The organism is Achromobacter xylosoxidans A8 (assembly GCF_000165835.1).
Lineage (GTDB): Bacteria > Pseudomonadota > Gammaproteobacteria > Burkholderiales > Burkholderiaceae_B > Achromobacter > Achromobacter xylosoxidans_B.
In genome coordinates this window covers 35,145-60,265 of the sequence record NC_014640.1, presented here as the reverse complement: position 1 = coordinate 60,265, position 25,121 = coordinate 35,145, and the positions used below count along the sequence as shown (strand labels likewise).

Here is a 25,121-nt window from a genome sequence, read left to right as displayed (position 1 = left end):
CGACGCTTAAGTCGTCTCGTCCTGATACCAGACGCCTTCCGCCAGCATCATCTTCTGGTGCCCATGGCCCGCCGGCATCATCGGGAAGCAGTTCTCCTGCGCCGTCACCGCCACGTCCAGGAAGTAGGGACCGTCATGCGCCAGGCATTCGGCCAGCGCGGCGTCCAGCTGCGCCGGATCGTCCACCCGGGCCGCGCCCCAGCCGAAGGCGCGCGCCAGCGCCACGAAATCGGGCAGGGAGGCGTTGTAGCTATGGCTGTAGCGTCCGCCATGGATCAGCTCCTGCCACTGCCGCACCATGCCCATGTAGCCGTTGTTGCACAGCACGACCTTGACGGGTGTCTGGTGCTGCATGGCGGTGGACAGTTCCTGGATGTTCATCAGCACTGATGCATCACCGCTGACGCAGACCACGGTCTTGTCCGGGTGTGCGACCTGCGCGCCGATCGCGGCGGGAACGCCATAACCCATGGTGCCCGCGCCGCCGGAGGTCAGCCAACGGTTGGGCTTGTCGAAACGCAGGTACTGCGCGGCCCACATCTGGTGCTGGCCCACGTCGGTGGACACAATGGCATCCCGGTCCGTCAGCGCGGCGTTCAGGCGCGACATCAGGTGCTGCGGCAGGATCGCGTCGGCGGCCGGGGTGTAGCCCAGGCAGTCCTGGGCGCGCCAGGCGGCAATGCGCTTGTACCAAGGCGCCAGCCGCGCCGCGTCCATGGGCTCGTCGCCGAGTTCGGCGCGCAGGGCGCGCACCAACGGCAGGCAATCGCCTACCAGGGCCACGTCCACGCGCACCACCTTGTTGATGGAGGCGGGATCGATATCGATGTGGATCTTGCGTGCATGCGGGCAGAACTCCGACAACTTGCCGGTGATGCGGTCATCGAAACGGGCGCCGATGCAGACCACCAGGTCGGCGTTGTGCATGGCCAGATTGGCCTCGACCGTGCCGTGCATGCCCAGCATGCCGACGAACTGCGGGTCGGACGCGGGGAACGCGCCCAGGCCCATCAGGGTCAGGGTGCAGGGCGCGCCGGTGTGGCGCACCAGGTCCGTGTACGCCTCGCAGGCCTCGGGGCCGGCATTCACCAGCCCGCCACCGCCGTAGAAGATGGGCCGCTTGGCCTGAGCGATCAGCGCGGCGGCGCGGCGCACGGCCGACTGCGGCAGCTTGGGCGCCAGCTTGCCCGCCTGGCGGCGCGCGCGCAGCGCGGCCAGCTTCTGTTGCGAAGGCACGGCATCGTCATCCGCGTCGCGCGGCACGGCCAACTGCACGTCCTTGGGAAAATCCAGTAGCACGGGGCCGGGGCGGCCCTGGCGGGTCAGCTCAAAAGCGCGGGCCGTCACCGCAGCCACGTCGTCCACCGAGCGGACCTGGGTGTTCCACTTGGTCACCGAGCGCGAGATGCCGATGGCGTCGCATTCCTGGAAAGCATCGGTGCCGATGGCCGCCGTCGCGACCTGGCCGCTGATACAGAGCACCGGGATCGAATCGCACATGGCGTCCAGCAGGCCGGATGTGGTGTTGGCCATGCCGGGGCCGGACGTGACGAAGACCACCCCCGTGCGGCCGGTGCTGCGGGCGTAGCCCTCGGCGGCGTGCACGGCGGCCTGTTCGTGGCGCACCAGCACGTGACGCAGGCGCGGCTCGGCGTAGAGGGCATCGTACAGCGGCAGCACCGCGCCCCCGGGATAGCCGAAGACGGTATCCACGCCGTGGGCAATCAGCGTGTCGAGCAGAATTTTCGCCCCGTTGTGAGCGGGGCGATCAGTGGCGGCAAGCGCGGCGGCGGCGGTGGGGTGCAGGCGATCGTTCATGCTATCTATCTTATTCGTAGATCGGAAGAATATTTATCTTCTTTTCCACGAATAACCGGTAGACAGAGTAAATTTATCTTCGATTTCAAGGAATCAAAGAAAATGAACCTGGACAAGTTTGATCTCGCCATTTTGAAGGTGCTGCAGGACAACGCGCGCGCCAGCCTGAACGACATCGGCGCCGCCGTGGGCCTGTCGTCCACGCCCTGCTGGAACCGCATCAAGCGTATGGAAAGCGCCGGGGTGATCCGCGGCTATACCGTGGACATCGATCCCGCCAGCCTGGGCTTCATGGACACGGTGATCGTCCACGTCACGCTGGAGAGCCACAGCGAGGAAACGCTGTACGAGTTCGGCCGGGCGCTGGCGCAGATACCCGAGGTCCTGGAGGCCTTCCTGGTCTCGGGCGACTACGACTATTACATCCGCATCGCCGTGCGCGACACCCGCGACTACGAGCGGCTGCTGCGCGAACAGCTCTACCGCATCCCGGGCATCCGGCACAGCAAATCCTGCTTCGTGCTGCGCCGGTTGAAGGAAACCAAGCTGCCGTTGACGGGATTGGCGGAATAGGCGCGCCTCAGCGCAACACGAAATCCACCGGCTCGGCGGGTTCGGGCAGGGGCCGCACGCCCAGGCCTTCCAGGAGGTCGATCTCGATCACGCGGGCCAGCGCCGACAGCGGCAGGTCGTTCTCATCCGAGCCGAACGGGTCTTCCAGCTCGTCGCCCACCGCATCCAGGCCGAAGAAGGTGTAGGCCACGATGGTCACGGCCGCCGGCATCATGTATTCCAGCGTGCCCACCAGGCCGAAAGGCAGCAACAGGCAGAACAGCCAAGCCGTTCGATGCAGCAGCAGCGAATAGGCGAAGGGCGAGGGCGTGAACTTGATGCGCTCGCAAGCTGCCTGGATGGCGGCGCAGGCGGCCACGCGCTGGGTCAGCGCCTGGTACAGGATGTCGGTCAGTTCGCCGCGCCGCAGGCAGGCCGCCAGGTCGCGGTTGATCGCCATGAGCAGGGCATCGGGCACGTTGCGGCAGCCGGTGAGGGTCTCGGCCTCGTCCTGCTGCACCCAGGGGCGCGCAGCAGCAGCCATATCTTCCTGGCGCAGTCGCGCCGCCAGTGCGTAGCCAAAGCCGATGCAACGCCGCACGATGCGTTCCTGCACCGGATTGGCGGTGCTGGCCGCCAGCAGCACCGCGCTTTCGCGCGCCAGGCTACGCGCCTGCACGATCAATTCGCCCCATTGCTTGCGCGCTTCCCACCAGCGGTCGTAGCAGACGTTGTTGCGAAAGCCCATGAACACGGACAGGGCCAGGCCGAACAGCGAAAACGGCACCGCCGACAGGTGGGCGGGCGAGAACCACTCCTGGTGGTACATCCACACCACCAGGCAGGACAGTGCCGTGATGACCAGGATGCGGCTCAGGATCCGGGGAATGATGGAGCCGCGCAAGACAAAGAACAAAGCCAGCGCGGAAGGACGCGGACGGACAATCATGGTGCGTAACCGGGGAGGGACAGGGCGGCGCACACTATACGCCCATCAAGCTGTCAAAAACGCGCCGATATAATTCTGTTTCGTCTCACCGCCACTTCCACCGAGCAATGACCAACGAAGACACTCCGATCAAGCCCTGGTATGCCGTCCGCCGCTCCAAGCTGCACGGCAACGGCGTCTTCGCCGCGCGCAAGATTCCCGCGGGCACGCGCATCATCGAGTACGGCGGCGAACGCATCAGCGCCAAGGAAGCCGACCGCCGCCATCCGACCAATCCGGACGATCCCTTCCACACTTTCTTCTTCGCGCTCAGCTCCGGCCGCGTGATCGACGGCGGCGACCAGGGCAACGACGCGCGCTGGATCAACCATTCCTGCCAGCCCAACTGCGAAGCGCAGGAAGGCAAGCACGGCAAGCGCGTCTACATCGTCGCGCTGCAGGACATCCCACGCGGCACCGAGCTATCGTACGACTACGGCCTGGTGCTGGACGGCCGCATCACCAAGAAGCTGAAGGAAGGCTACCGCTGCCTCTGCGGCACGCCGCCGTGCCGCGGCACGATGCTGGCGCTGCCGGCCAAAAAGAAGAAGAAAGAAACGGCTGAACAGCCCGAACCCGTCGAAGCGGCCTCCTGATCCTGGCGGGGTCGGACCCCGCCTTGTTCCGAAAACCCCAGGCGCAGCCGGCGTATTCCGGCCCTCGCCGCGGACAGGCGTACAATCCTCCAGGTCGTTAACACGACATGCAGTACGTCTTCAGGGCGGGGTGTAATTCCCCACCGGCGGTATGCCATGCAATGTGGCGAGCCCGCGAGCGCCCGGCGTCCTTCACGGATACCGGGGTCAGCAGATCTGGTGAGATGCCAGGGCCGACGGTCATAGTCCGGATGAGAGAAGATGTGCCGGCACAACGGTAACACCGGGCGCACCCGCGCCTGGATTGCCGTATTGCGTTCGGCTGTCGAGTAGCCCTGAAACGTTTTTCGCCCCTTTTAACTTGCGAGAGCGTTTCAAATGTCCAACGTTACCCTTACCCCGCAGTCCCCCATCCCCAGCCTGGCTTCGCAGCCCTTCGCCGCTCGTTTGCAGCGCGCCCTGCATCACCTGCGCCTGGGCCGTCCGGTCATCCTCATGGATGACTTCGACCGCGAGAACGAGGCCGACCTGATCGTGGCCGCCGACAAGCTGACCGTGCCCGTCATGGCGCAGCTGATCCGCGACGGCAGCGGCATCGTCTGCCTGTGCCTGCCCGGCGAAACCCTGGACCGGCTGGAACTGCCGCCCATGGTCCAGCGCAACCAGAGCCGCTTTGCCACCGCCTTCACCGTTTCCATCGAAGCGCGCGAAGGCGTCAGCACCGGCGTGTCGGCCGTGGACCGCGTCACCACCATCCGCGCCGCCATCTCGCCGTCGGCGCAAAGCGATGACATCGTCAGCCCGGGCCATGTGTTCCCGCTGCGCGCCCAGCCGGGCGGCGTGCTGACCCGCCGCGGCCACACCGAAGGCTCGGTGGACCTGGCCGTGCTGGCCGGCCTGCGTCCGGCCGGCGTGCTGTGCGAGTTGATGAATGCCGACGGCACCATGATGCGCGGCGCCGCTCTTGAGCGCTACGCCGCCCAGCATGGACTGGTGGCGCTGACCATCGCCGAACTGGCCGACCATCTGCAACAGCTGAAGGACGGCCAGGCCGAAGCGATCGACGACGAAGTGCTGGAGATGGCCGCAACGGTCTGATCCTTGTACAGGCGGCGCCGGGTCCGGCGCCGTTTTTTTTACCTCCGCGTCCTGAGCGCCATGGCGACGACCATCGCCGCCAGCGCGCACGCGCCGCCCATCGCATATACCGCGCCATAGCCTTGCTCGCCGGCCAACCAGCCGGCGGCCGGGCTGCTCAGTCCCAGAGCCACGTCCAGGAAGGCCACATATGCCCCCATGGCAGCGCCCCGGCTTGCCGCGGGCACGCGGCGCACGGCTTCCACGCCGAAGGCGGGGAATGCCAGCGAGTAACCTGCGCCCGTCAGCAGCGCACCTGCAAAGGCCCAGGCCGGTGTGGTTCCGGTCCAGATCAGCCATTGCCCTGCGGCTTCAATCAGCACGCACACGAGCGCCACGCGCGCGCCGCCCAGCTTGTCCGGCAGGCCGGCAAAGAACACGCGGGCCAGGATGAAGCCCACGCCGAACGCCGTGAACATCCACGCCGCGCCGTCCCAACCCCTTTGCGAGAACAACAGGCTCACGAACGCGGTGATCACGCCGAAGCCAACGCTGGCCAGCGCCAGGCCCGCGCCGGGCAGCAGCACCAGACCGAGCACTTTGTAGAAAGGCGTGCGCACCCCACCTGCCGCGCGCGCCCCGCGCAACGGCAACACCAGCGCCAGTGCCGCCAGCGGAATCAGCGCCGTGGCCCAAGCGATGCCCGCAAAGCCCGTGACGCCGTAGAGCCGCATGCCTGTGGGCGCGCCCAGCGCATAAGCGGCGTAGATCGCCACGCCGACCCAGGCCATCACGCGGCCCGCATTCTGCGGCCCCACGCGGCCCACGCCCCAGCTCAGCGCGCCGGTGACGATGAGGCTTTCGGCGCAGCCCATCAACGCGCGTCCGGCCAAGAGCGCGGCCAGCGCCGCCTGCGGCCGTGCCGACAGATCGTCGGCCAAGAGATAGAACAGGCCGGCGACGGAGCCCAGCACGAAGCCGCCCACCACGGCGCGCTTCGCGCCGCGACGATCAGCCAGCGAACCCGCATAGGCGCGCGACAGCAAGGCGGCGGCGAACTGCAGGCCCGCCACCACGCCAACGACCAGCGCCCCCAGCGCCAGCGTTCCATCCACATACAGAGGCAGCACCGGCATGGGCAGGCCGATCATGAAGAACCCGACGAATACCGCCAGCGCCAGCGGCAGCACCTGCGCGAAGACGGAGCGCACGGGCCCCTGGGCCGCGGGCATGGCCCCGGCCGTCGATGAATGCGACATTGAATTTCCTTAAGTGAGAGATGCGCAATCCGGAACCAGTTTGAAAACCGCCGATGGCATAATCGCCGTGTGCGGGCGATGAACCGGATTGCCTGCCGGAAATTTTATGAGCCGTTGCTCATATTCGATACTCGCCTTTCACAGTACCCATGACCGCCATCCCACAGCCCCGGAAATCGCCGCGCCAGCTCAGATCCCAGCACACCGTAGAGACGATTCTGCAAGCCACGGCTCGCGTTCTGGCCACCCACGGCTACGCGGGCACCAACACCAACCTGATCGCGGAGACGGCCGGCGTCAGCGTCGGTTCGCTATACCAGTACTTCCCCAACAAGAACGCCTTGATCGCGGCGCTGCACAACCGCCACGACAACCAGATGCTGGACGTGATCGACGGGGTCCTGGACAGCAATCCCGCGGCCACGCTGCGCGAGCGCGTCGCGGCCATCGTCGAAGCGATGCTGCATGCCCACATGCTGGAGCCCGCGCTGCATCGCGTGTTGGAAAGGGAGTTCCCGCTGTTCGACCAGCCGCACGAACACAGCCGCGCGGACCAGGATATTCACAGGCGCATGCGTCATCTGCTGGAACTGCATCGCGCCGAAATTGCGCAGCAGGATCGGGATCTGGCGACCTATGTGGTGTTGCGCATCATGGAGTCGCTGGTGCATGCCGCAGCGCTGGAGCCGCCCGCGGGGTTTTCCACGCAGCAGCTGGAACAGGCAGTGGTCGACGCGGTGATGGGATACCTGGGCGAACCGGCCGCGCGCGCCGCACCGCGCAAGACGGCGCGCCGCTAGCGTTGCCGCTTTCGCCCGGGCAATGAGCGCAGGAAGTGGGCGGCAAGCACCGATGCCGGGCCGCTAGCGCCCCGGCTCCCGCGCCATCTGCGCCAGGCAGTCGGCGGCGCTGCCCGTGACAATGCGGGCGCTGCACGCCAGCATCAGGTTCAGGTTCAAGCCGAAGTCTTCCACGGTATAGCCATGCGCATCGACCATGCGCGAGGCGCCGTCGTCGGCCGCCGCCCCCACCGCCACCTGGTCGATCAGCGAACCGGCCTGGCCCGTGTAGCCCCATACCGGCTTGCCGCAAGCGATGGCGTAGCCCACTTCGAAAGCCGTGCCGGAATCGGGCTCGGCGCCGCGGAACGGATTCAGGTTCGCCATCACCATGTCCGCGCGCCGGATCAGCGCGACATTCTCGCGGTAGATCCATTGCGCCAGCGCCTGGCCCGACAGGTCTCGCGGCGCCTCGTTATCCAGCGGGAACAAGCCGTCGAAACCGTAGGTGGCGCACAGCGCCTGCAAACGTTTGCCATGCGCGGCCGCATCGGGCAGGAACACGTCGAAACCCGCCAGATATACGCTGCGCATGATGATTACTCCGGATCGGAAACGTTGAAGGCTTCGCCGGTGGCGAAGAAAGAACCGCCAGCCACGTAATGCACCGAGCGGCGCTCGTCGTCGGGAAAATGCCAGCGGTTGCCGGAAAACGCTTCCGGCTCGGCCCATGCGGCCACGACCTCGCCGATGAAGAGGTCGTAGGCCTGCTGGTTGTGCGGCTCGGGCACGACGCGGCATTCCAGCCAGCCCAGGCAACCGCTGATGAGCGGCGCGCCGATCTTGCTGGCGGGAAAGGTCGTCAGGCCGCTGGCCTGGAACTTGTCTTCGTCGCGCCCGGAATCGGTGCCCACCCGCAGCGTGGCGCGGGCTTGCGCGCGCGACGGGATGCACAGCGCGAACTCGCCGGACGCTTCGATCAATCCGCGCGTGTAGGTGTTCTTGTCCACCACCACCAGCATCTTGGGCGGGCTGAAATCCAGGGGCATGGCCCAGGCGGCCGCCATGACGTTGCGCGCGTCGCCATGAGCGCTGGTCACCAGCACCGTGGGGCCATGATTCAGCAGCAGATAAGCGCGGGACAGGTCTACGGGTTCGATGCTGGCCATGCGGCGCTTCCTAGAACATGCCGTTCTTATTGGCGGGATTCTCGGGGATTTCCTGGCTCACGTCCCAGTGTTCCACGATCTTGCCGTTTTCCACGCGGAAGATGTCCATCACGGCCTGGCCGCGGTCTTCCGGCGAATCGCGCCACAGGTTGTGGATAAGCACCAGGTCGCCCTCAGCGATCACCCGCTTGATCTCGACGATGGACTGCGGATGCTGCTCGAAATAGGCGGGAAAGAAATCCACCAGCGGCCCGACGCCATCCTGCATGTAGGGATTGTGCTGGATGTAGTTCGGGCTGACGTACAGGCGCACCGCCTCGTCGATGTCGCGGTCCTGGAACATCATGCGGAAGAACGCCACCACCAGGTCCTTGTTGGACTGGGGCGCGGCTGCGGCGGCCGGCACCGCCGCCAGACAGGATGCGGCAACCAGCATGCAAAGGGCCAACGATTTCAACTTCATACGCATACAGGGCAAACTCAGGGGTTGGAACGCCGGCTGGCGGTGCGCCAGTTTACAAACAAAAACATCGATTCCGGCCCGTATCCGGAATGAAAAAGGGGCCTCTCGCCGAGGCCCCTTCAGTCCGCCGACAGCCGGAATCAATAGCCCACGGTGTAGCGGCGGCGCGAATGCTTGGGCGCTTCGAGCTCGTCGACCAGCGCGATGGCGTAGTCTTCCATCGAGATCCAGCTCTTGCCTTCGTCATCGGCCAGCAGGGTGTCGTCGCCCAACCGGAACTTGCCGGTGCGCTCGCCCGGCTCGAACAGCGCCGAGGGCGACAGGAAGGTCCAGTTCAGCACCTTTTCATGGCGCAGCGTGTCCAGGAACACCACGCCGGCGCGGGCCTCGGGCTTGTAGGCGTCGGGGAATTCGGGGGTGTCGATCAGCATTTTGCCGGGCGCGACCAGCAGGCTGCCCGCGCCGCCGACCACCAGCAGGCGCGGCACGCCCGCATCCTTCACGGCGCTCAAGAGCGGCTTGGCGTCCGACGACACGAAGCGCGATGCACTGATCACGGCGTCATGGCCGGTCAGCAACGAGGTCAGCGCTTCCGGGTCAGTGGCGTCGCCCTGCTTGATGGTCAGGCCGAGCTGCGGGTTCACGTCGGACAGATTGCGGGCGATGCCCGTGACCTGGTGGCCACGCTTGAGCAATTCGTCAGCCACGCGCGAACCCACGCGGCCGGTAATTCCGATCAATGCAACTTTCATGGTCTTGCTCCTTGGGGTAGGGGAGCCAGGGCCGCCGCAACTTGCGGCGCTACGCGCTTTGGCTCAGGCAAAGCCATACTATTCGTTCAAATCCGATCAAAAAACCCGCTAAATCGGACTAGTTCTTTGCAATTTATGCACCAATAGCCGGCAAATCCGGACGGGGCGGGCGGAAGGGAAGTCTGCCGGGCGCTTTCGCAGCCGCCAGGCCAGTGTGCTCCCGGCGGTCCCGCTTGAACAGGGGGCCGCCGGAGAGGACGGCGTTCAGGCCGCGGCCCGCTGCGCCTGGTAGACCTGCAGATGCGCGTAAGCCGTACGCAGGTAGGTCGCGTCCACGCCCAGGGTGCGGGCGCGCCGCACCATGTCGCCGACAATGTGGTCGGCCTCGACCGGCAGGCCCTGGCTCAGGTCGCGGAACATCGACGCGGTGACGGGCTGGGTACGGTCTGTAATCAGCTTGCGCGCCGAGGCGTCGGCCTCCGGCCGCACCGCGTGGCCCGAGGCGGCGGCAACGGCTTGCGATTCCTGCAGCAGCCCGCTCATGATGTCTATGCCGTCGTCGGTAGAGGCGATCTGCCCGACCGAGCCCCGCATCAGGCAGGTAGCGGCGGCCAGCGTCGTCAGGAACACGTATTTTTCCCAGATGTCCTGGTAGATGTCGGTGCTCAGGCGGCTGACGTACTCGCCGCCGGCCAGGGCCTGTTCCAGCGCGACGCAGCGGTCGCTGCGGGCGGGGCCGGCGCGCTCGCCGAAGACGATATTGGCGTACTTGCCCAGATGCACCACTTCGCCCTCGGGACCCAGGGTGGCGTTGATCTGGCACAGCCCGCCCAGCACCCGGTGCGGCTCGAACTCGCGGTCCAGCACGTCGTACTGCAGCACGCCGTTCATGATGGGCAGCACGGCGGTATCGGGTCCGACCGCGGGGCGGATGGCCTCGATGGCGCTGGCCAGGTCATAGGCCTTGCAGCTCAGCACCACCACGTCGTAACTGCCTTGCAGGGTCTGCTGCGTGACCAGTTGCGGCTGCAGCGTGGCGTCGCCCAGCGGGCTCTTGATGCGCAGGCCCTGTTCGCGGATGCGTGCGGCGCGCGGTTCGCGCACCAGGAAGGTCACGTCCGCGCCCGCCTGGGCTGCCCGTCCGCCAAAGTAACCGCCGGTGCCGCCGGCGCCCAAGAACAAAATCCGCATGCCTGTCTCTCCTGTAGGCTGCCCGCCGTCTGCGCGGGCTCATGGCGGAATTATGCGCCTTGCGGGGGGAGCGGGTGCTCGTGCTCCTGCCAAGCCTGATATCCGCCGCGCAAGGCCCAGGTCTTGGGATAGCCGGCAGCGCGCAGCCGCGACGCCAGCAGCGCGGCCGATACCTCGTTGGGGCAGGCGCAGTACACGACGATGTCGGATTCCAGCGCCTCGGCGTCCAGCCGCGGCAAGGGCGCCTTCAGGTCCACCGCGATGGCGCCGGGAATGCGCTGCTCTTCGCGCATCGCTTCGGGACGCACGTCGAAAACCAGCGCGTTGCGGCCGGCTTGGCGCCACTGCATCAACTCGTCCACCGACAGGCGCGGAATCACGCGCAAGCTGCGCAGCAGGATGCGGCGCCGCAGGAAGCGCGCCAGGATGTACAGCGCCAGCACCGACGCCAGCACGCCCAGTCCCATGGCGCCATAGGTGCCCAGGATTTCCAGGAAGTCGTTCACCACGTTGTGGAACAGGCCGCCCAGCAGCAGGGCCGAACCCGACCAGATCAGCGAGCCCACCAGGTCATAACCCAGGAAGCGGCGATAGGGCGTGCCCGTCAGGCCCGCCATGACGGTGGACAGTGCGCCCGCGCCCGGCAGGAACTTGCACACCAGCAGCGCGCGCACGCCGATGCGCAGGTACAGGCGCTGCGTCTGCCGGATGCAGGAATCCTGCGACAGCGACATCTTGCAGATCACGCCCAATAGACGTGAACCATAGCGCTGCCCGGCCGCGTACCAGAGGCTGTCAGCCAGCAGGCAAGCGACCGTAGCCGCCATCCAGGGCACGAGCCACCCGCCCGCACCGCCCAGCGCACCGGCGGCGATCAGCATGGGATAGGCGGGCACCGGCAGGCCGGCCTGCTCGACCAGCACGTTAGCGAATACGAGCCACCCGCCGTACTGTTCCAGCAGCAGTTGTATATCTTGCATGGGGTCTTCCAGCTTGCCGCGCACGCGCGCGGTTCATGTAGGTGATTTTAGGCTCGTGACACCCGGATCGGCACGCCTGCGGCTGCAACGGGCCGTTCCATGCCTCGAATTTCATCGAGCCTGGGCTGCGGCATTCAAATCGCCGCGCATTCCGCCCATCTCGCTGGCAGGGAGTCGTGATGGACGAGCCAGCGGTTGATGCCCGGATCGATCCAGTCCAGGACCTCCTGGATATCGTCGTGAATATCCTTCACCGAAGGCGCTACCCACAGCGACGGTTCATGGTGCATGACTCGGTTTCGCAAGTCGCGAATGCGGTTCAGGGACGAACTGATGGGGCCGCGCTGACGCTTGGCTTTGGGACAGGTGGGAAAGGCCAGGAGGAGACGCCCCCATAACGTGCGTCCATGTTGGGCATTGAACAGTCGCGTCCAAGATCCAAAAGTCAACTCGGCAACAATCTTATCGGTGGTGACGCGTTCCCGGCGTCGTTGAATCTTGACCCCTGCGTCGCCCACCGCCCTTTGCAACCACTCGAACTCAGGGGAGGGCAAACCATTCCACCAGTCGACGCTTCCCATCGACCTGCTCAAGCTTCGATGGATGGCGTTTCGAAGGACTATTTCCATCGTCTGCAAGGCAGGCATCAGCGCCTGCGCCAACAGGACATTGTGATCGTAGGCAACGGCCGCCCGTAACACGTCTCCGCCATAGCGGTTCAGGTAGCGCCCCATTCGAGGGGCGGAGAACACCGTTTCACGCAGTTCCCATTCCATTGGTCCTATTTCTCCTTCCAAGAAGGCAGTCCTGCATGCGCCGCCGAAAACTTGGTTGAAAGCCATGCTCAAAAACGCTACAGTCGACGCGCTGCCCTAGCAAAGCCACTCCCAGATGTGAATGCTGGTGATGCAACTAGGTCCGAACGATGGCCCCACTCCGGTGGGGCCTCCCTATTTGAGCAACCGGTTCATCAAATCGGCCCGTGGCGCCCGCCTATCCTCAGACTGGCCCGTCCCTGCCCGTTCTGTTTGCTGCGCACCAATACGCGGACCAAATTCAAGTCTCAATGATGCAGCGTCCGCAGGACCGGCGATCCGTGCCCAGGTGAAATTCAGACACACTGAACTTCGACCTGACACGCGGTCTGTCCACCCCTTGAAACGCCGCGCACCGCTCTGGTGCCACCAATCCCCGCCAGGGTGCCTATAATCCTGCCCGGCCATCAGGTTTCCCCGACTTGTCGCGGGAATGCCCCATGGCATACAAATTGCTTCGCCAGGACTGGCTGCGAACCCGACCATTCGGATGGGTGCGCCTCCTGGCGCTCCCATCCGATGACCGATCCCAAGCCCTCGTTTCCGTACGCTAGTCCCGGCACGCCTGCCGGCGGCCGCCATATGGAACCGGGCCGCGGCAGCGCGCGCGCTCCAGGCGCGCGCGGGCCCGTGTGGGACCCGCATCGCCTCCCATCCCCATCCCTTTCCTTCCCTGCGCAGGAGTCACCCGCATGAAAGCCTTTTCCACCCCGTCCGTCGCCGGCATCGCCCGCCGCGGTCTGCTCAAGCTGGCCGCCGCCGCTGCCGGCGCGCTGCTGTTCTCGGGCGTCGCCCAGGCCCAGGCACCCGCCAAGACCAAGGTCGCCGCCATCTACACGGTGCCGGTCGAACAGCAATGGGTGTCGCGCATCCACAAGGCGCTGGTCGCGGCCCGCGATCGCGGCGAGATCGAATACACGTTCTCGGAAAACGTCACCAACGCCGACTACGAGCGCGTGATGCGTCAGTACGCCGAGCAGGGCAACAAGCTGGTGGTGGGCGAGGCCTTCGCGGTGGAAGCCGCCGCCCGCAAGGTGGCCAAGGACTATCCGCAGACCGCCTTCCTGATGGGTTCCTCGGGCAAGCCGCAGCAGCCCAACTTCTCGGTGTTCGACAACTACATCCAGGAACCCGCCTACCTGACCGGCATGATCGCCGGCGGCATGAGCAAGACGGGCAAGATCGGCCTGGTGGGCGGCTACCCCATTCCTGAGGTGAACCGCCTGATGCACGCCTTCATCGAAGGCGCCAAGGAAGTGAACCCGCAAGCCGAATTCACCGTGACCTTCATCGGTTCCTGGTTCGATCCCCCAAAGGCCAAGGAAGCCGCCTTCGCCATGATCGACAAGGGCGCGGACGTGCTCTATGCCGAGCGCTTCGGCGTGTCGGATGCCGCCCGCGAACGCGGCAAGCTGGCCATCGGCAACGTGATCGACACGCAGCAGCAGTATCCGGAGACCGTGGTGGCTTCGGCGCTGTGGAGCATGGAACCGACCATCGACGAAGCGCTCAAGCAGGTCCGCGCCGGCACCTTCAAGGCCGATGACTACGGCCAGTACTCGCTGATGAAGCACAAGGGCTCGTCGCTGGCGCCGCTGGGTACCTTCGAAAGCAAGATCCCGGCCGACCTGATGGCCAAGGTGCAGGCCAAGCAGAAGGCCATCCTGGACGGCGGCTTCAGCGTCAAGGTCAACGACAAAGAACCCAAGTCCTCGGCACGATGAACCACGCGCCTCTCGCCCTGCAACTGTCGGGGATCACCAAACGCTTCGGCAGCCTCACGGCCAACGACGACATATCGCTCACGCTGCGCCAGGGCGAAGTGTTGGCCTTGCTGGGCGAGAACGGCGCCGGCAAATCGACCCTGGTGTCGATCCTGTTCGGCCATTACGTGGCCGACGCAGGCAACATCGAAGTCTTTGGCCAACCCTTGCCCGCCGGCCGGCCCGACGCCGCGCTGGCGGCCGGGGTCGGCATGGTGCACCAGCACTTCACGCTGGCCGACAACCTGACCGTGCTGGATAACATCATGGTTGGTACGGAATCGCTGTGGAAGCTGGCATCCGGCCGCGGCAAGGCGCGCCAGCGGCTGGTCGAACTGGGCCAGCGCTTCGGCCTGGGCGTGGACCCGGACGCACGCGTCGGCACGCTGTCGGTCGGCGAGAAGCAGCGGGTCGAGATCCTGAAGGCGCTGTACCGCGGCGCGCGCGTCCTGATCCTGGACGAGCCCACCGCGGTGCTCACGCCGCAGGAAGTGCAGGACCTGTTCGCCACCCTGCGCGGCTTCGTCGACGAAGGCCTGGCCGTGATCTTCATCTCGCACAAGCTGGACGAAGTGATGGCGGTGTCAGGCCGCGTGGCGGTGCTGCGCCAGGGCAAGCTGGTGGCCGAGCGCGAGACCGCCAGCACCAACCCGGCCGAACTGGCCGAGCTGATGGTGGGCCGCAAGGTCGTCATGCCGCACGCCGAAGCCGTGGCCGCCGCCGAGCAGGCCGCGCCCGTGGTGACGCTGTCGCAAGTGACGGTGCGCGACGGCCGCGACGGCGCCACGCGCCTGGACAGCCTGGACCTGGTGGTCCACAAGCACGAGATCGTCGCCATCGCGGGTGTGGCCGGCAACGGCCAGCAGGCGCTGGTATCGGTGCTGACCGGCCTGCGCCAGCCCACGGACGGCACCATACGCCTGGGCCCCGAGCATGCGGCGGCCCCCACGACGCCAGCCGGCTGGACTGCGGCCCACGTCGGCCGCATCCCGGAAGACCGCCACGGCGAAGGCGTGATCGGCGACAGCCCCTTGTGGGAAAACGCCATCGTCGAAGACCTGAAGGACCCGCGCTTTGCGCGCTGGGGCCTGATTCGGGCGCGCGCCGGCAAAGCGTACGCACAAGCCTTGGCCAAGCAGTTCGACGTGCGAGCCGCGTCGCTCGACGTCCGCACCCGCAGCCTGTCCGGCGGCAACATGCAGAAGCTGATCCTGGGCCGCACGCTGGCGCGCCAACCGCGCTTCATCGTGGCCGACCAGCCCACCTGGGGCCTGGACATCGGCGCGGTCGCCTATGTGCGCGAGCAACTGCTGGCGGCGCGCACGCGCGGCGCGGGCGTGCTGCTGGTATCCGAAGACCTGGAAGAAATCTTCGCGCTGGCCGACCGCATCGCCGTGCTGTGCAGCGGCAAGCTGATCGCCGTGAAGCCGGTGTCCGAATGGACGCCCGCCACGGTGGGCCTGGCCATGACGGGCACGCAGGGATGACAACCCGCTCCCTTCCGCGCGACTCCACCCCCTACCGAGCATTACTCGCATGAAACTGATCCTGGAACGCCGTCCGGAACCCAGCCGCCTGGCGCTGGCCCTGGCGCCTTTCGCGGCCATCGCCTTCACGCTGGCGGTTTGCACCTTGCTGGTGGCCTGGGCCGGCGCCCCCGTGGGCCGCACCTATGCCTTGCTGTTCGAAGGCGCGTTCGGCTCGCGCTTCGCGCTGTCGGAAACGCTGACCCGCGCCACGCCGTTGATGCTGACTGGCCTGGCCTGTGCGGTGGCGTTCCGCGCGCGCTTCTACAACATCGGCGCCGAAGGCCAGCTGTACCTGGGCGCGCTGGCCGCGGTGGCGGTGGGCGGCCTGCATGACGGCACCGGCTTCGACCTGCCGGTGCCCGCGCTGTTTGCCGGCATGATGCTGGCCGCCGCCCTGGCTGGCGCCTTGCTGCTGCTGATTCCCGCCATCCTCAAGACCCGCCTCGGCGTGGACGAAGTGGTGACCACGCTGCTGGGCAACTTCATCGTGCTGCTGTTCGTGTCGATGATGCTGGACGGCCCCATGAAGGATCCCATGGCCATGGGCTGGCCGCAGTCCGTGGCGCTCAACGGCGACCTGGAACTCGGCAAGCTGATCGAACGCACCCGCGCTCACACCGGCCTGCTGTGGGCCGCCGGCCTGGCGCTGGGACTGTGGCTGCTGAACCGCTACACCGTATTCGGCTTCCAGATGCGCGCGGTCGGCGCCAACGCACACGCCTCGCGCTTCCTGGGCCTGCCGGTGAGCCGCGTCATGCTGGGCACCGCCATGCTGTCCGGCGCGCTGGCCGGGCTGGCGGGCGCGATCGAGGTCGCGGGCCGCACCGGCTACGTCACGCTCGACATGTCGCCGGGCTATGGCTACACCGGCGTGGTGGTGGCCATGCTGGCCGGCCTGCATCCGCTGGGCGTGATCCTGGCCAGCCTGTTCGTGGCCGGCATGCTGGTGGGCGCGGACAGCATGAGCCGCGCCATCGCAGTGCCGAACTACATCGCCGACGTCATCGTCGCCACATCGTTGCTCGCCATGCTGGTCGCGACGCTATTCGCGCAGTACCGCCTGCGCCGCAACCGGGCCTGAGGAACACGCCATGGAATGGATGGATCTGATGAGTTCTTCGGCGTTCTGGGTGGCAGTGCTGCGCCTGGCGACGCCGCTGATACTGGGGACGCTGGGCGTGCTGCTGTGCGAGCGCGCGGGCGTGCTGAACCTGGGCATCGAAGGCATCATGGCCGCTGGCGCCTTCACCGGCTGGCTGGTGGTGTACCTGGGCGCGCCGCTCTATGTGGGCGTGCTGGCGGCCGCCTTTGCGGGCGCGGTATTCGGGCTGCTGCACGCAGTGCTGACCGTGCCACTCGGCCTGTCGCAGCACGTGTCCGGCCTGGGCGTCACGCTGCTGGCCACCAGCCTGAGCTATTTCGCCTACCGTGTCACCTTCCCCAGCGTGACCACGCCGCCCACCATCACGCCGTTCGCCGAGATGAAGTTCCTGGACGGCATTCCGTTCATCGGCCCGGTGCTGGCGGGACAGACGCCCATGACCTTGCTGGCCTTGGCCGCCGTGCCCATCCTGGCCTGGGTGCTGAACCGCACGCCGGTCGGCCTGGCGATCCGCATGGTGGGCGAGAACCCGGCTGCGGCCGAAGGGCAGGGCCTGTCGGTGACGCGCCTGCGCATGGGCGCCATCGTCGCGGGCTCCGCGCTGATGGGCGTGGCCGGCAGCTTCCTGACGCTGGCGGCGTTCAACGCTTTCTTCTTCAACATGGTCAACGGCCGCGGCTGGGTCTGCGTGGCGCTGGTCGTGTTCGCGTCATGGCGGCCCGGCAAGGCGCTGCTGGGCGCGCTGATCTTCGCCTTCTTCGACGCGCTGCAACTGCGCATGCAGCAAGGCGGCGCGGCCTTGCCCGGCCTGCCGGAATTGCCGTACCAGGTCTATCTGATGCTGCCCTATGTGCTGTCCATCCTCGCCCTGGTGGTGATGGCGCGCCGCGCCGCGTATCCGCAGGCGCTGATGAAGCCCTATCGCAAAGGCGAAAGGTAGGGGGCCCCCCCGAGCGCTGCGCGCTTCCCCCAGGGGCGTCGCGATGGACCGGCAGAGCCGGCTCCATGCGACCCGGATGGGGGAGCACCAGCTTCATGCCGCCAATGAGCATCGCTTCGGACCGGCTGAGCGTCCCGGATAGGGCGGCGCCGGTTTAATGCAACGAGGGGCGCAGTACCATGAACCACAGAAACCTTCAGCTAGGAACACCATGCTCGACCTGATACTCAGACACTGCACGCTGCCCGATGGCCGCCAGAACATCGACATCGGCATCGCCAACGGCCGCATCGTTGCGCTGGAGCCGGCGCTGAAGGCCGAGGCGGCGCAGACCGTGGACGCGGCGGGCCAGTTGGTGGCGCCGCCTTTCGTCGATGCGCATTTCCATATGGACTCCACGCTGTCCTTCGGACTGCCACGCGTGAACCAGTCCGGCACGCTGCTGGAAGGTATCGCGCTGTGGGGCGAACTCAAACCGCTGCTGACCCAGGAAGCGTTGGTCGAGCGTGCGCTGGCCTATTGCGATTGGGCCGTGGCGCGCGGCCTGCTGGCCATCCGTTCGCACGTGGACGTGTGCGACCCGCGCCTGCTGGCGACCGAAGCGCTGCTGCACGTGCGCGAGAAGGTCAGGCCCTACCTGGACCTGCAGCTGGTGGCCTTCCCGCAGGACGGCGTGCTGCGCGCCCCCGGCGCCCTGGACAATCTCAAGCGCGCGCTGGACATGGGCGTGGACGTGGTCGGCGGCATTCCGCACTTCGAACGCACCATGCAGGACGGCGCGGAATCGGTGCGCATCCTGTGCGAACTGGCTGCTGAACGCGGCCTGCGCGTGGACATGCACTGCGACGAAAGCGACGATCCGCTATCGCGCCATATCGAGACGCTGGCATACCACGCGCAACGCCTGGGCCTGCAAGGCCGCGTGACGGGCTCGCACCTGACGTCCATGCACTCCATGGACAACTACTACGTCTCCAAGCTGATCCCACTGATGCGCGAGGCCGGCGTGGCCGCCATCGCCAACCCGCTGATCAACATCACGCTGCAAGGCCGCCACGACACCTATCCCAAGCGCCGCGGCATGACTCGCGTGCCCGAGTTGCTGGCGGCCGGCGTGCCGGTGGCCTTCGGCCACGACTGCGTGATGGACCCCTGGTACAGCCTGGGTTCGGGCGACATGCTGGAAGTCGCGCACATGGGCCTGCACGTGGCCCAGATGACGGGCCAGGACGCGATGCGCGCCTGTTTCGAAGCCGTCACCACCACGCCGGCCAAGATCCTGGGTCTGGACGAAACCGGCCTGGCGGTCGGCAAGCGCGCTGATCTGGTGCTGCTGCAGGCGCGCGATGCCGTCGAAGCGCTGCGCCTGCGCGCCACCCGCCTGATGGTGCTGCGCGCCGGCCAGGTGGTGGCGACCACGCCGCCCGCCACCGCGACCCTGAACCTGCCCGGCCGTCCGGCCTCGGTCAGCTTCCAGACGCCAGCCCGCTGAGCGCGCAAGGCGCGGCGGCGGTGCCGCGCCTTACTTCAACGGCAGGCAGATGCGCGTTTGCAGCTGCGCCGGCGGCGTGGTGCGCGGATCATTCAGATACTGCTCGAACATCGGAAAATCCGCCGGCACCTCGCCGCTGCCGGGCAGCCATTCCGAGAACATCCAGTTGTAGGGCTTGTCCATCTCGTTGTAGGGCCCGGTGTAGGTCAGGATGGCGCAGCGGCCTTGCGGGATCTCGAAGCGTTCCAGCTCCGCGCCCAGGTCGGCGTCGGGCGCCACCGACATGCCGGCCATGGAACGCAGCTGGCTGGCCGGCACCTGCTCGGGGTCGTCGAAATACACGCCATAGCCAATGGAATCGGGCTGCGCAATGCCGCGGCTCACGGCCAGCATGAAGGCGCGCGAGAACAGCGGGCCGATCTCCTGATAGCTGCCGCGATGCGGCAGGACCGCCAGCGTCGCGCCGGGAAAAGTTTCGATCTTGATGGGATACATGCCTAGCTCCTGGGGGTCGAAGGGACGGGAGCGGACAGCCCGGTATCGCCCCGGCGAGATGCCGAAGGTCGCGCCGAATGCCCGGTTGAACGCCGCGTCCGACTCATAGCCGGCGCGCTGCGCCACCTCGCGCAAGGAAGCCTCGGAATTCCCCAACGCCACCGCCGCGCGGTGCATGCGGATACGCTGCACGGTGGCGTTCACCGTCTCTCCCATCATGGCGCGGTAGACGCGATGGAAGTGATAGGGCGACAGGCAGGCCAGCTCGGCCAGCCGGTACAGGTCCGGGTCGGCGTCGGGGTGGCTTGCCAGCCAGCGCAGGACGGGCTCCAGGCGCTGGCCATAGTGGTTCAGGGTTGCGGGCTTCATGCGGTCTCCTTGGAGAGCAATGTAGCGGGCCGGCCTTTGCAGATTTTGCGCTTTTTTGGCCCACCCGGGACAGAGGCCGTCAGCGCCCGATCTCCCGGTTCCAGCGGGCGTTGAACGCGGGCCGGGTCTCGTTGATCTGGTCCCAGTTCGGTATCTTGGCGTTCGACATATAGCCCTGGAAACGTTGCAGCGCATCCGCATGGTCGGCGGGAGCCAGCACGTTGCGGTTGGACGGGAAGTGCCCGCCCATCTCCAGCGCCTTGGTCTGCGCCCGCTCGGACAGCAAATACAGCGCCAGCTTCTGCGACAGCTCCGGCTGGCTGTTGCCGGCGACGACGCATTCGCCCACCATCAGGATCATCGATCCCTCCCTGGGTTGCGCGTATTCCACGTGCACGCCGCGCTTCTTCAGGCGAGTGATGGCGGTGGGTGTCCAGGGAAACAGCGCCGCTTCGTCGGCCTGCACCATGTCGGCCAGGCGCGCCGAATCCGGCAAGTATTCGCGCACGTTCGGGCCGACCACGGTCGGCCAGTGCGCGAAGCCCGGTCCGTAGTTCCGGTCGTCGCCGCCCAGGATGCGGTTGATCATCAGGAACGTATGCAGGCCAAAGGTGCTGCTCGAGGCCGACTGGACCACGACCTGGCCCCTGTACTTCGGATCGGCAAGGTCCATCCACGAAGTCGGCGGCGCCCAGCCCCGCTCGGCGAAGACCTTGGTGTTGTAGCCCAGGCCGGTCATGCCGATGTCGATCCCCGCGGCCATGCGATCCTTCTTCACCGCGGTGGGGTACAGCTCCTTCAACACCGGATCGTCATTGAGTTGCGCGCACAGCCCCATGGATATCGCGCGCGCCATGACGCCGTCGTCCAGGAACATAAGGTGCAGCCGCGGCTTGTCCTTTTCCGCTTGGGCCCGCGCCAGCACCTCTGTCGATATGCCCGGCTCCACCACAATCCGGACGTTATGGGCGCGCTCAAAAGCCGGAAACACATGCTGCGTGAACACCCGCGCCATGTCGCCGCCGTTCATGCCGACATGCAGCGTGGTCTGCTGCGCCGCGGCCCCGGCCGACAGCAACGCCGCCACCGCCGCGCCCAGCAGCCGCTTGCCCGCGCCCGGGTGGCGTGCCTTGTCTTGTTTGTTACGCGTCATGATGGCTCCTGCGTTTGCTCATGTGCCCTCCCAGAGCGCGCGCCAACGAAAAAAGCCTGGCACGCTACCGTATCCAGGCTTTTTCTCATGGGCCGCCGAACCGTTCAGTTCGGGTAGGTGCCGGGCAGCAGGATGCTGCGGTCGCCGGGCTCGATAGAGCGACGGCCGCACAGCGCCATCGTCGTATCCATTTCCTTGTACAGGATCTCCAGCACGCGTTTCACGCCGGCCTGGCCGTAGGCGCCCAGGCCGTACAGGAAGGCGCGGCCGATCATGGCGCCGCGCGCGCCCAGCGCCACGGCCTTCAGGATGTCCTGGCCGGAACGCACGCCGCCGTCCATCCACACTTCGATCTTGGAACCGACGGCATCGGCGATCGAGGGCAGGGCGGCGATGGACGACATGGCGCCGTCCAGTTGGCGTCCGCCGTGGTTGCTGACGATGAGCGCGTCGGCGCCGCTATTGGCGGCCATCTGCGCGTCCTCGACGTCCAGGATGCCCTTGATGATGAGCTTGCCGCCCCAGCGCTGCTTGATCCATTCGACGTCGTCCCAGCTCAGGCGAGGATCGAACTGGTCGGCCGTCCAGGACGAAAGCAAGGACAGGTCGTCCACGCCCTTGACGTGTCCGACGATGTTGCCGAAGGTGCGGCGCTTGGTGCCCAGCATGCCCATGCACCAGCGCGGCTTGGTCGCCAGGTTGATGAGATTGCGCAGGGTGGGCTTGGGCGGCGTCGACAGGCCATTCTTGATGTCCTTGTGGCGCTGGCCCATGATCTGCAGGTCCAGCGTCAGCACCAGCGCCGAGCAGCCGGCAGCCTTGGCGCGGTCGATCAGGTTGGCGACGAACTCGCGGTCGCGCATCACGTAGAGCTGGAACCAGAAGGGCTTCTTGGTCGCTTCGGCCACGTCTTCCAGTGAGCAGATGCTCATGGTGGACAGGGTGAAGGGCACGCCGAAATCCGCCGCCGCCTTGGCCGCCAGGATTTCTCCATCAGCGTGCTGCATGCCGGTCAGGCCGGTGGGCGCAATCGCCAACGGCATGACGACATCGTGGCCCACCATGGTGGTGCGCAGCGACCGGCCTTCCATGTTCACCGCCACGCGCTGGCGTAGCTTGATCTTCTGAAAATCGCTTTCGTTGGCGTGGTAGGTGCCTTCGGTCCAGGCGCCGGAATCCGCGTAGTCGTAGAACATGCGCGGCACGCGTTTCTGCGCAATGGCGCGCAGATCTTCGACGCAGGTGATCTTGGAAAGGTTAGCGGTCATGAAGTGGTCTATGGAGTGATGGGGCGCCAGCTGCGGCTCGTTATTGTTAGACGCCGGGCCGCCAGCTGCGGGCAGCTCCAGCGATTGCGCGGGCCCCCCAGGGCCCGCAACGCCGCCCAGTATACGCGCCGAGGCCGGCAAGCGTTGCTTGCCGGCCTCGTTCGCCCCCCTTATCGCAGGGACTCTTGCGGCCCCTGCGCCCCCGTTATCGCGGCCAGACTTTGGACACCGCCCGGATCGTGGCCCAGGCCACCCAGCGCGGGCTGGTCAGCCGCGCGCCCGGCAAACGGCGCATCACGTCCACGGCCAGCCCGCCGCGCTTGTGCCACTGCTTCTTGCGGGTCTGGCTGTCGGTCCAGCGGCCTTCCAGCCACGGGAACTCGCGGCGTCCCGGCTTGTAGACCGGCGGCGTGTTGTAGATCAGGATGTAGGCCAGGCGCGGCGACTGCGAGGTATTGGGTCCGGTGAAGTGCAGGGTGCGAGCGTCGTGCACCGTGATGCCGCCCGGGTCCAACGGTTCCGGCACCGCCTGGTCGCGCGCAAAATCGCCGCAGCATTCCAACGGATGCAGTGTCTTGTCGCCGCCCGGCGAACGATGCTCCAGCACTTCCCACTGGTTGGAGCCCGGGATGAACTGCATGCAGCCGTTTTCTAGCGTAGCCGGCTGCAGCGCCAGCCAAATGCTGAGTTCGTTGTAGATGAAGTCCGGCGAGCGGAACGCTTCGTCCTGGTGCCACGGGGTTTCCGGTCCGTGCGGGCCAGGCTTGAGCAGGGCGTGCTCGCCGTACAGGGCGGCCTCGGGGCCCAACAGCTGGCGCGCCAGTTCCAGGGTGCGCTCGTGGTACTCGGTCTTCAGGAGGCCCGGGGCATAATGGCGCGGATCGTGCAAACTGGGAAACTTGGCAGGTTTGGACGGGTCGTCACGGCTCACAAAGTCATACTGCGCACCCTCGTTGTAGCCGGTCTTGTTCGCAAACAGGTCGAGCAGCGTCCTGCGGATGTAACCCACCTCGTCCTGCGGGCACATGTCGTTCAGGGCCAGGTAACCTTGCTCCCTGTAGCGCGCTGTCTCAGCTTCCGACAACAAACTGGTCTCTTCCATAATGGCTTCTCCAAGCTCTGGTAACGGTGTTCCCGTTGGCACGTTTTGACATGAGCTCTAACGTATCGCCAGGCGACCCCCGGGCCTATAGACCATCCGCCGTAGTCACTACCGTCTACGTACATCGCCGAGCGCGGCGCCTCATCCAAGAGAGAAACAATGCAAGACCCTAAAGCCGATACCCATATCGAGACCGTGCACGTCACGATTACCGGCACCGTGCAGGGCGTGGGCTACCGCCACGCCACGGTGCGGCGCGCCCACATGCTGGGCGCCAAGGGATGGGTGCAGAACCTGCCGAACGGCACGGTCGAAGCCCTGGTGCAAGGCACCGCCGATCAGGTCGACCACATGCTGGAATGGCTGCGGCGCGGTCCCCCGGGCGCCAGCGTGGAAGAGATCACCACCCGCCGGGAGTACACCGATAAGCGTTACATCCGTTTCGAGCAACTCTGAGGCCGCCGGGTCTGCTCGCCGTTACGGCTTAGTCCGCACGGGCGAGGCGGCGCGGGGTAGGGTTCTCGGCAGCCCGAATCAGCGTGTGCGCAGCCAGCGCCCGCCCAGCTGGTTGAAAAGCAGGCCGGCCAGAACGCAGGCCACGCCCAGCCATTGCAGCGGCTCCAGCCGCTCGCCAAAGGCCATCGACGCGGCCCACAGCCCCACCACGGGAACCAGCAGCGAGAACGGCGCGATCTTGGCGGCGGCGTGGCGCGTCAGCAATTGCGTCCATAGCGTGTAGGCCACCAAGGTGGCCAGCACCGCCAGGTACAACACCGACAGGATTTCCCCCCAGCCCATGCCCAGGATCATGCCGGTCACCGGCTCCCAGCCGTCGATCAGCACGGCCAGCAGCAGGAAAGGCAGCACCGGCGCGGCACTGCTCCAGGCGATGAAGGCAAACGGGTCGTAGCCGGGCGCCTTGCGGCTGGCCAGCCGCACGATGATGTTGGACACGGCCCACATGAACGCGCCGCCCAGCGTCAGCGCAAAGCCCACCATGGTCATCTGGCCCGGTCCTTCGCCGCGGCCGCCAGCGATGACCGCCAGCCCCAGCGCCGCCACGCCCAGCCCGATCCAGTGATGGCGCTGCGCGCGCTCATGCAGGAGCGGCGCGGCCAGCAGCAGCGTGAAGAACGCCTGCGTCTGGATCACCAGCGACGCCATGCCGGCCGGCATGCCGAACTTCAAGGCGGTGAAGAGCAGCCCGAACTGGCCCAGGCCCTGCACCAGCCCATAGGCCGCCACCCAGCGCCAAGGCAGGCGCGGCGCGCGTACGAAGAGAATCAGGGGGAAGGCCGCCAGCGCGAATCTCAGCGCGCCCAGCAGCATGGGGGAAAGACCCCGCATGCCGACTTTCATGGCGACGAAGTTGGTACCCCAGATGACCACGACCGCCAGTGCGCAGAGATAGTCTTTTCGGGAAAGATGGGTCGTGGTCATGCGGCATTATCGCATCGCGCAGGCCCCCC

The 25,121-nt window shown here is 66.6% G+C and carries 25 protein-coding genes and 1 riboswitch; of the genes, 10 read left to right on the top strand and 15 right to left on the bottom strand.

What is annotated here, in order from left to right:
• Window positions 1-6: 6 nt before the first annotated feature.
• Complete coding sequence (gene ilvB, locus AXYL_RS00305) at window positions 7-1,827, bottom strand: biosynthetic-type acetolactate synthase large subunit (protein ID WP_085947774.1); 1,821 nt, start codon at window positions 1,825-1,827, stop codon at window positions 7-9.
• Between the two features lie 93 nt (window positions 1,828-1,920).
• Between ilvB and AXYL_RS00300 the strand changes: the two genes are divergently transcribed.
• The gene (locus AXYL_RS00300; protein WP_013390823.1) at window positions 1,921-2,391 is read left to right on the top strand and encodes an Lrp/AsnC family transcriptional regulator; all 471 of its coding nucleotides are present in this window, start codon (window positions 1,921-1,923) and stop codon (window positions 2,389-2,391) included.
• Between the two features lie 7 nt (window positions 2,392-2,398).
• Here the strand turns inward: AXYL_RS00300 and AXYL_RS00295 are convergent, their stop codons facing one another.
• The gene (locus tag AXYL_RS00295; RefSeq protein ID WP_013390822.1) at window positions 2,399-3,319 is read right to left on the bottom strand and encodes a bestrophin family protein; all 921 of its coding nucleotides are present in this window, start codon (window positions 3,317-3,319) and stop codon (window positions 2,399-2,401) included.
• A 107-nt stretch (window positions 3,320-3,426) separates the two neighbouring features.
• On the opposite strand from AXYL_RS00295, the gene AXYL_RS00290 reads away from it, so the two are divergent.
• Together AXYL_RS00290 and ribB are read left to right on the top strand one after the other, a co-directional pair.
• Window positions 3,427-3,954 (top strand): SET domain-containing protein, encoded by a 528-nt coding sequence (locus AXYL_RS00290; protein ID WP_013390821.1) that lies wholly within the window; start codon window positions 3,427-3,429, stop codon window positions 3,952-3,954.
• Between the two features lie 112 nt (window positions 3,955-4,066).
• Window positions 4,067-4,221, top strand: a riboswitch (FMN riboswitch).
• Between the two features lie 111 nt (window positions 4,222-4,332).
• Entirely contained in the window at window positions 4,333-5,052 is a 720-nt protein-coding gene (ribB, locus tag AXYL_RS00285) for a 3,4-dihydroxy-2-butanone-4-phosphate synthase (RefSeq protein WP_013390820.1), read from the top strand.
• A gap of 38 nt (window positions 5,053-5,090) precedes the next feature.
• Here the strand turns inward: ribB and AXYL_RS00280 are convergent, their stop codons facing one another.
• Window positions 5,091-6,290, bottom strand: coding sequence for an arabinose transporter (locus tag AXYL_RS00280; RefSeq protein ID WP_013390819.1), 1,200 nt, complete (start codon window positions 6,288-6,290; stop codon window positions 5,091-5,093).
• A 149-nt stretch (window positions 6,291-6,439) separates the two neighbouring features.
• Here AXYL_RS00280 and AXYL_RS00275 point away from each other — a divergent pair, with 149 nt between their 5' ends.
• Window positions 6,440-7,090 carry a TetR/AcrR family transcriptional regulator gene (locus AXYL_RS00275; RefSeq protein WP_013390818.1) on the top strand — a complete coding sequence of 217 codons (651 nt, stop codon included), beginning with the start codon at window positions 6,440-6,442 and terminating at the stop codon, window positions 7,088-7,090.
• Window positions 7,091-7,153: 63 nt separating this feature from the next.
• Here AXYL_RS00275 and AXYL_RS00270 read toward each other — a convergent pair whose 3' ends face one another.
• From AXYL_RS00270 to AXYL_RS00240, 7 genes are all read right to left on the bottom strand, one after another.
• Entirely contained in the window at window positions 7,154-7,663 is a 510-nt protein-coding gene (locus tag AXYL_RS00270) for a nucleoside 2-deoxyribosyltransferase (RefSeq protein ID WP_013390817.1), read from the bottom strand.
• Between the two features lie 5 nt (window positions 7,664-7,668).
• Entirely contained in the window at window positions 7,669-8,238 is a 570-nt protein-coding gene (locus tag AXYL_RS00265; protein ID WP_013390816.1) for a flavin reductase family protein, read from the bottom strand.
• 10 nt (window positions 8,239-8,248) lie between these two features.
• Window positions 8,249-8,707 carry a nuclear transport factor 2 family protein gene (locus AXYL_RS00260; protein ID WP_013390815.1) on the bottom strand — a complete coding sequence of 153 codons (459 nt, stop codon included), beginning with the start codon at window positions 8,705-8,707 and terminating at the stop codon, window positions 8,249-8,251.
• Window positions 8,708-8,841: 134 nt separating this feature from the next.
• A complete protein-coding gene (locus AXYL_RS00255; RefSeq protein WP_013390814.1) occupies window positions 8,842-9,453 on the bottom strand; it encodes an NAD(P)-dependent oxidoreductase in 612 nt (203 codons plus the stop codon).
• Between the two features lie 264 nt (window positions 9,454-9,717).
• A complete protein-coding gene (gene panE, locus AXYL_RS00250) occupies window positions 9,718-10,644 on the bottom strand; it encodes a 2-dehydropantoate 2-reductase (protein ID WP_013390813.1) in 927 nt (308 codons plus the stop codon).
• Between the two features lie 50 nt (window positions 10,645-10,694).
• A complete protein-coding gene (locus AXYL_RS00245; protein WP_013390812.1) occupies window positions 10,695-11,624 on the bottom strand; it encodes a DedA family protein/thiosulfate sulfurtransferase GlpE in 930 nt (309 codons plus the stop codon).
• Between the two features lie 134 nt (window positions 11,625-11,758).
• The gene (locus AXYL_RS00240) at window positions 11,759-12,400 is read right to left on the bottom strand and encodes a hypothetical protein (protein ID WP_013390811.1); all 642 of its coding nucleotides are present in this window, start codon (window positions 12,398-12,400) and stop codon (window positions 11,759-11,761) included.
• Window positions 12,401-13,131: 731 nt separating this feature from the next.
• Between AXYL_RS00240 and AXYL_RS00235 the strand changes: the two genes are divergently transcribed.
• The 5 genes from AXYL_RS00235 (at window position 13,132) to AXYL_RS00215 (ending at window position 19,265) form a co-directional block, all read left to right on the top strand.
• On the top strand, window positions 13,132-14,163 hold the full coding sequence (locus AXYL_RS00235) for a BMP family protein (RefSeq protein ID WP_013390810.1): 1,032 nt from the start codon (window positions 13,132-13,134) through the stop codon (window positions 14,161-14,163).
• Entirely contained in the window at window positions 14,160-15,689 is a 1,530-nt protein-coding gene (locus tag AXYL_RS00230; RefSeq protein ID WP_013390809.1) for an ABC transporter ATP-binding protein, read from the top strand. Before AXYL_RS00235 ends, AXYL_RS00230 begins: the two co-directional genes overlap by 4 nt.
• Before the next feature lie 49 nt (window positions 15,690-15,738).
• Window positions 15,739-16,812, top strand: coding sequence for an ABC transporter permease (locus AXYL_RS00225; RefSeq protein WP_013390808.1), 1,074 nt, complete (start codon window positions 15,739-15,741; stop codon window positions 16,810-16,812).
• A gap of 10 nt (window positions 16,813-16,822) precedes the next feature.
• Window positions 16,823-17,773: an ABC transporter permease gene (locus AXYL_RS00220; protein ID WP_013390807.1), complete on the top strand. Its 951-nt coding sequence runs from the start codon at window positions 16,823-16,825 to the stop codon at window positions 17,771-17,773.
• A 211-nt stretch (window positions 17,774-17,984) separates the two neighbouring features.
• On the top strand, window positions 17,985-19,265 hold the full coding sequence (locus AXYL_RS00215; protein ID WP_013390806.1) for an amidohydrolase family protein: 1,281 nt from the start codon (window positions 17,985-17,987) through the stop codon (window positions 19,263-19,265).
• 30 nt (window positions 19,266-19,295) lie between these two features.
• Here AXYL_RS00215 and AXYL_RS00210 read toward each other — a convergent pair whose 3' ends face one another.
• From AXYL_RS00210 to AXYL_RS00195, 4 genes are all read right to left on the bottom strand, one after another.
• Entirely contained in the window at window positions 19,296-20,129 is an 834-nt protein-coding gene (locus AXYL_RS00210) for an AraC family transcriptional regulator (RefSeq protein ID WP_013390805.1), read from the bottom strand.
• 79 nt (window positions 20,130-20,208) lie between these two features.
• A complete protein-coding gene (locus tag AXYL_RS00205; protein WP_013390804.1) occupies window positions 20,209-21,282 on the bottom strand; it encodes an extracellular solute-binding protein in 1,074 nt (357 codons plus the stop codon).
• A gap of 104 nt (window positions 21,283-21,386) precedes the next feature.
• Window positions 21,387-22,550, bottom strand: coding sequence for an alpha-hydroxy acid oxidase (locus AXYL_RS00200; RefSeq protein ID WP_013390803.1), 1,164 nt, complete (start codon window positions 22,548-22,550; stop codon window positions 21,387-21,389).
• Between the two features lie 205 nt (window positions 22,551-22,755).
• On the bottom strand, window positions 22,756-23,652 hold the full coding sequence (locus tag AXYL_RS00195) for a phytanoyl-CoA dioxygenase family protein (RefSeq protein ID WP_013390802.1): 897 nt from the start codon (window positions 23,650-23,652) through the stop codon (window positions 22,756-22,758).
• Window positions 23,653-23,811: 159 nt separating this feature from the next.
• Between AXYL_RS00195 and AXYL_RS00190 the strand changes: the two genes are divergently transcribed.
• Window positions 23,812-24,108 carry an acylphosphatase gene (locus AXYL_RS00190; RefSeq protein ID WP_013390801.1) on the top strand — a complete coding sequence of 99 codons (297 nt, stop codon included), beginning with the start codon at window positions 23,812-23,814 and terminating at the stop codon, window positions 24,106-24,108.
• A 78-nt stretch (window positions 24,109-24,186) separates the two neighbouring features.
• Here AXYL_RS00190 and AXYL_RS00185 read toward each other — a convergent pair whose 3' ends face one another.
• Window positions 24,187-25,092, bottom strand: a complete 906-nt coding sequence (locus AXYL_RS00185; RefSeq protein ID WP_013390800.1) for an O-acetylserine/cysteine exporter — start codon at window positions 25,090-25,092, stop codon at window positions 24,187-24,189.
• Window positions 25,093-25,121: the final 29 nt, after the last annotated feature.

What these genes read in the sequence shown, in the direction of transcription:
- AXYL_RS00300 (WP_013390823.1), top strand. Translation starts at nt 1,921, where the DNA reads ATGAACCTGGACAAGTTTGATCTCGCCATTTTGAAGGTGCTGCAGGAC.
- AXYL_RS00295 (WP_013390822.1), bottom strand. Translation starts at nt 3,319, where the DNA reads ATGATTGTCCGTCCGCGTCCTTCCGCGCTGGCTTTGTTCTTTGTCTTG.
- AXYL_RS00290 (WP_013390821.1), top strand. Translation starts at nt 3,427, where the DNA reads ATGACCAACGAAGACACTCCGATCAAGCCCTGGTATGCCGTCCGCCGC.
- ribB (WP_013390820.1), top strand. Translation starts at nt 4,333, where the DNA reads ATGTCCAACGTTACCCTTACCCCGCAGTCCCCCATCCCCAGCCTGGCT.
- AXYL_RS00280 (WP_013390819.1), bottom strand. Translation starts at nt 6,290, where the DNA reads ATGTCGCATTCATCGACGGCCGGGGCCATGCCCGCGGCCCAGGGGCCC.
- AXYL_RS00275 (WP_013390818.1), top strand. Translation starts at nt 6,440, where the DNA reads ATGACCGCCATCCCACAGCCCCGGAAATCGCCGCGCCAGCTCAGATCC.
- AXYL_RS00270 (WP_013390817.1), bottom strand. Translation starts at nt 7,663, where the DNA reads ATGCGCAGCGTATATCTGGCGGGTTTCGACGTGTTCCTGCCCGATGCG.
- AXYL_RS00265 (WP_013390816.1), bottom strand. Translation starts at nt 8,238, where the DNA reads ATGGCCAGCATCGAACCCGTAGACCTGTCCCGCGCTTATCTGCTGCTG.
- AXYL_RS00260 (WP_013390815.1), bottom strand. Translation starts at nt 8,707, where the DNA reads ATGCGTATGAAGTTGAAATCGTTGGCCCTTTGCATGCTGGTTGCCGCA.
- AXYL_RS00255 (WP_013390814.1), bottom strand. Translation starts at nt 9,453, where the DNA reads ATGAAAGTTGCATTGATCGGAATTACCGGCCGCGTGGGTTCGCGCGTG.
- panE (WP_013390813.1), bottom strand. Translation starts at nt 10,644, where the DNA reads ATGCGGATTTTGTTCTTGGGCGCCGGCGGCACCGGCGGTTACTTTGGC.
- AXYL_RS00245 (WP_013390812.1), bottom strand. Translation starts at nt 11,624, where the DNA reads ATGCAAGATATACAACTGCTGCTGGAACAGTACGGCGGGTGGCTCGTA.
- AXYL_RS00240 (WP_013390811.1), bottom strand. Translation starts at nt 12,400, where the DNA reads ATGGAATGGGAACTGCGTGAAACGGTGTTCTCCGCCCCTCGAATGGGG.
- AXYL_RS00235 (WP_013390810.1), top strand. Translation starts at nt 13,132, where the DNA reads ATGAAAGCCTTTTCCACCCCGTCCGTCGCCGGCATCGCCCGCCGCGGT.
- AXYL_RS00230 (WP_013390809.1), top strand. Translation starts at nt 14,160, where the DNA reads ATGAACCACGCGCCTCTCGCCCTGCAACTGTCGGGGATCACCAAACGC.
- AXYL_RS00225 (WP_013390808.1), top strand. Translation starts at nt 15,739, where the DNA reads ATGAAACTGATCCTGGAACGCCGTCCGGAACCCAGCCGCCTGGCGCTG.
- AXYL_RS00220 (WP_013390807.1), top strand. Translation starts at nt 16,823, where the DNA reads ATGGAATGGATGGATCTGATGAGTTCTTCGGCGTTCTGGGTGGCAGTG.
- AXYL_RS00215 (WP_013390806.1), top strand. Translation starts at nt 17,985, where the DNA reads ATGCTCGACCTGATACTCAGACACTGCACGCTGCCCGATGGCCGCCAG.
- AXYL_RS00210 (WP_013390805.1), bottom strand. Translation starts at nt 20,129, where the DNA reads ATGAAGCCCGCAACCCTGAACCACTATGGCCAGCGCCTGGAGCCCGTC.
- AXYL_RS00205 (WP_013390804.1), bottom strand. Translation starts at nt 21,282, where the DNA reads ATGACGCGTAACAAACAAGACAAGGCACGCCACCCGGGCGCGGGCAAG.
- AXYL_RS00200 (WP_013390803.1), bottom strand. Translation starts at nt 22,550, where the DNA reads ATGACCGCTAACCTTTCCAAGATCACCTGCGTCGAAGATCTGCGCGCC.
- AXYL_RS00195 (WP_013390802.1), bottom strand. Translation starts at nt 23,652, where the DNA reads ATGGAAGAGACCAGTTTGTTGTCGGAAGCTGAGACAGCGCGCTACAGG.
- AXYL_RS00190 (WP_013390801.1), top strand. Translation starts at nt 23,812, where the DNA reads ATGCAAGACCCTAAAGCCGATACCCATATCGAGACCGTGCACGTCACG.
- AXYL_RS00185 (WP_013390800.1), bottom strand. Translation starts at nt 25,092, where the DNA reads ATGACCACGACCCATCTTTCCCGAAAAGACTATCTCTGCGCACTGGCG.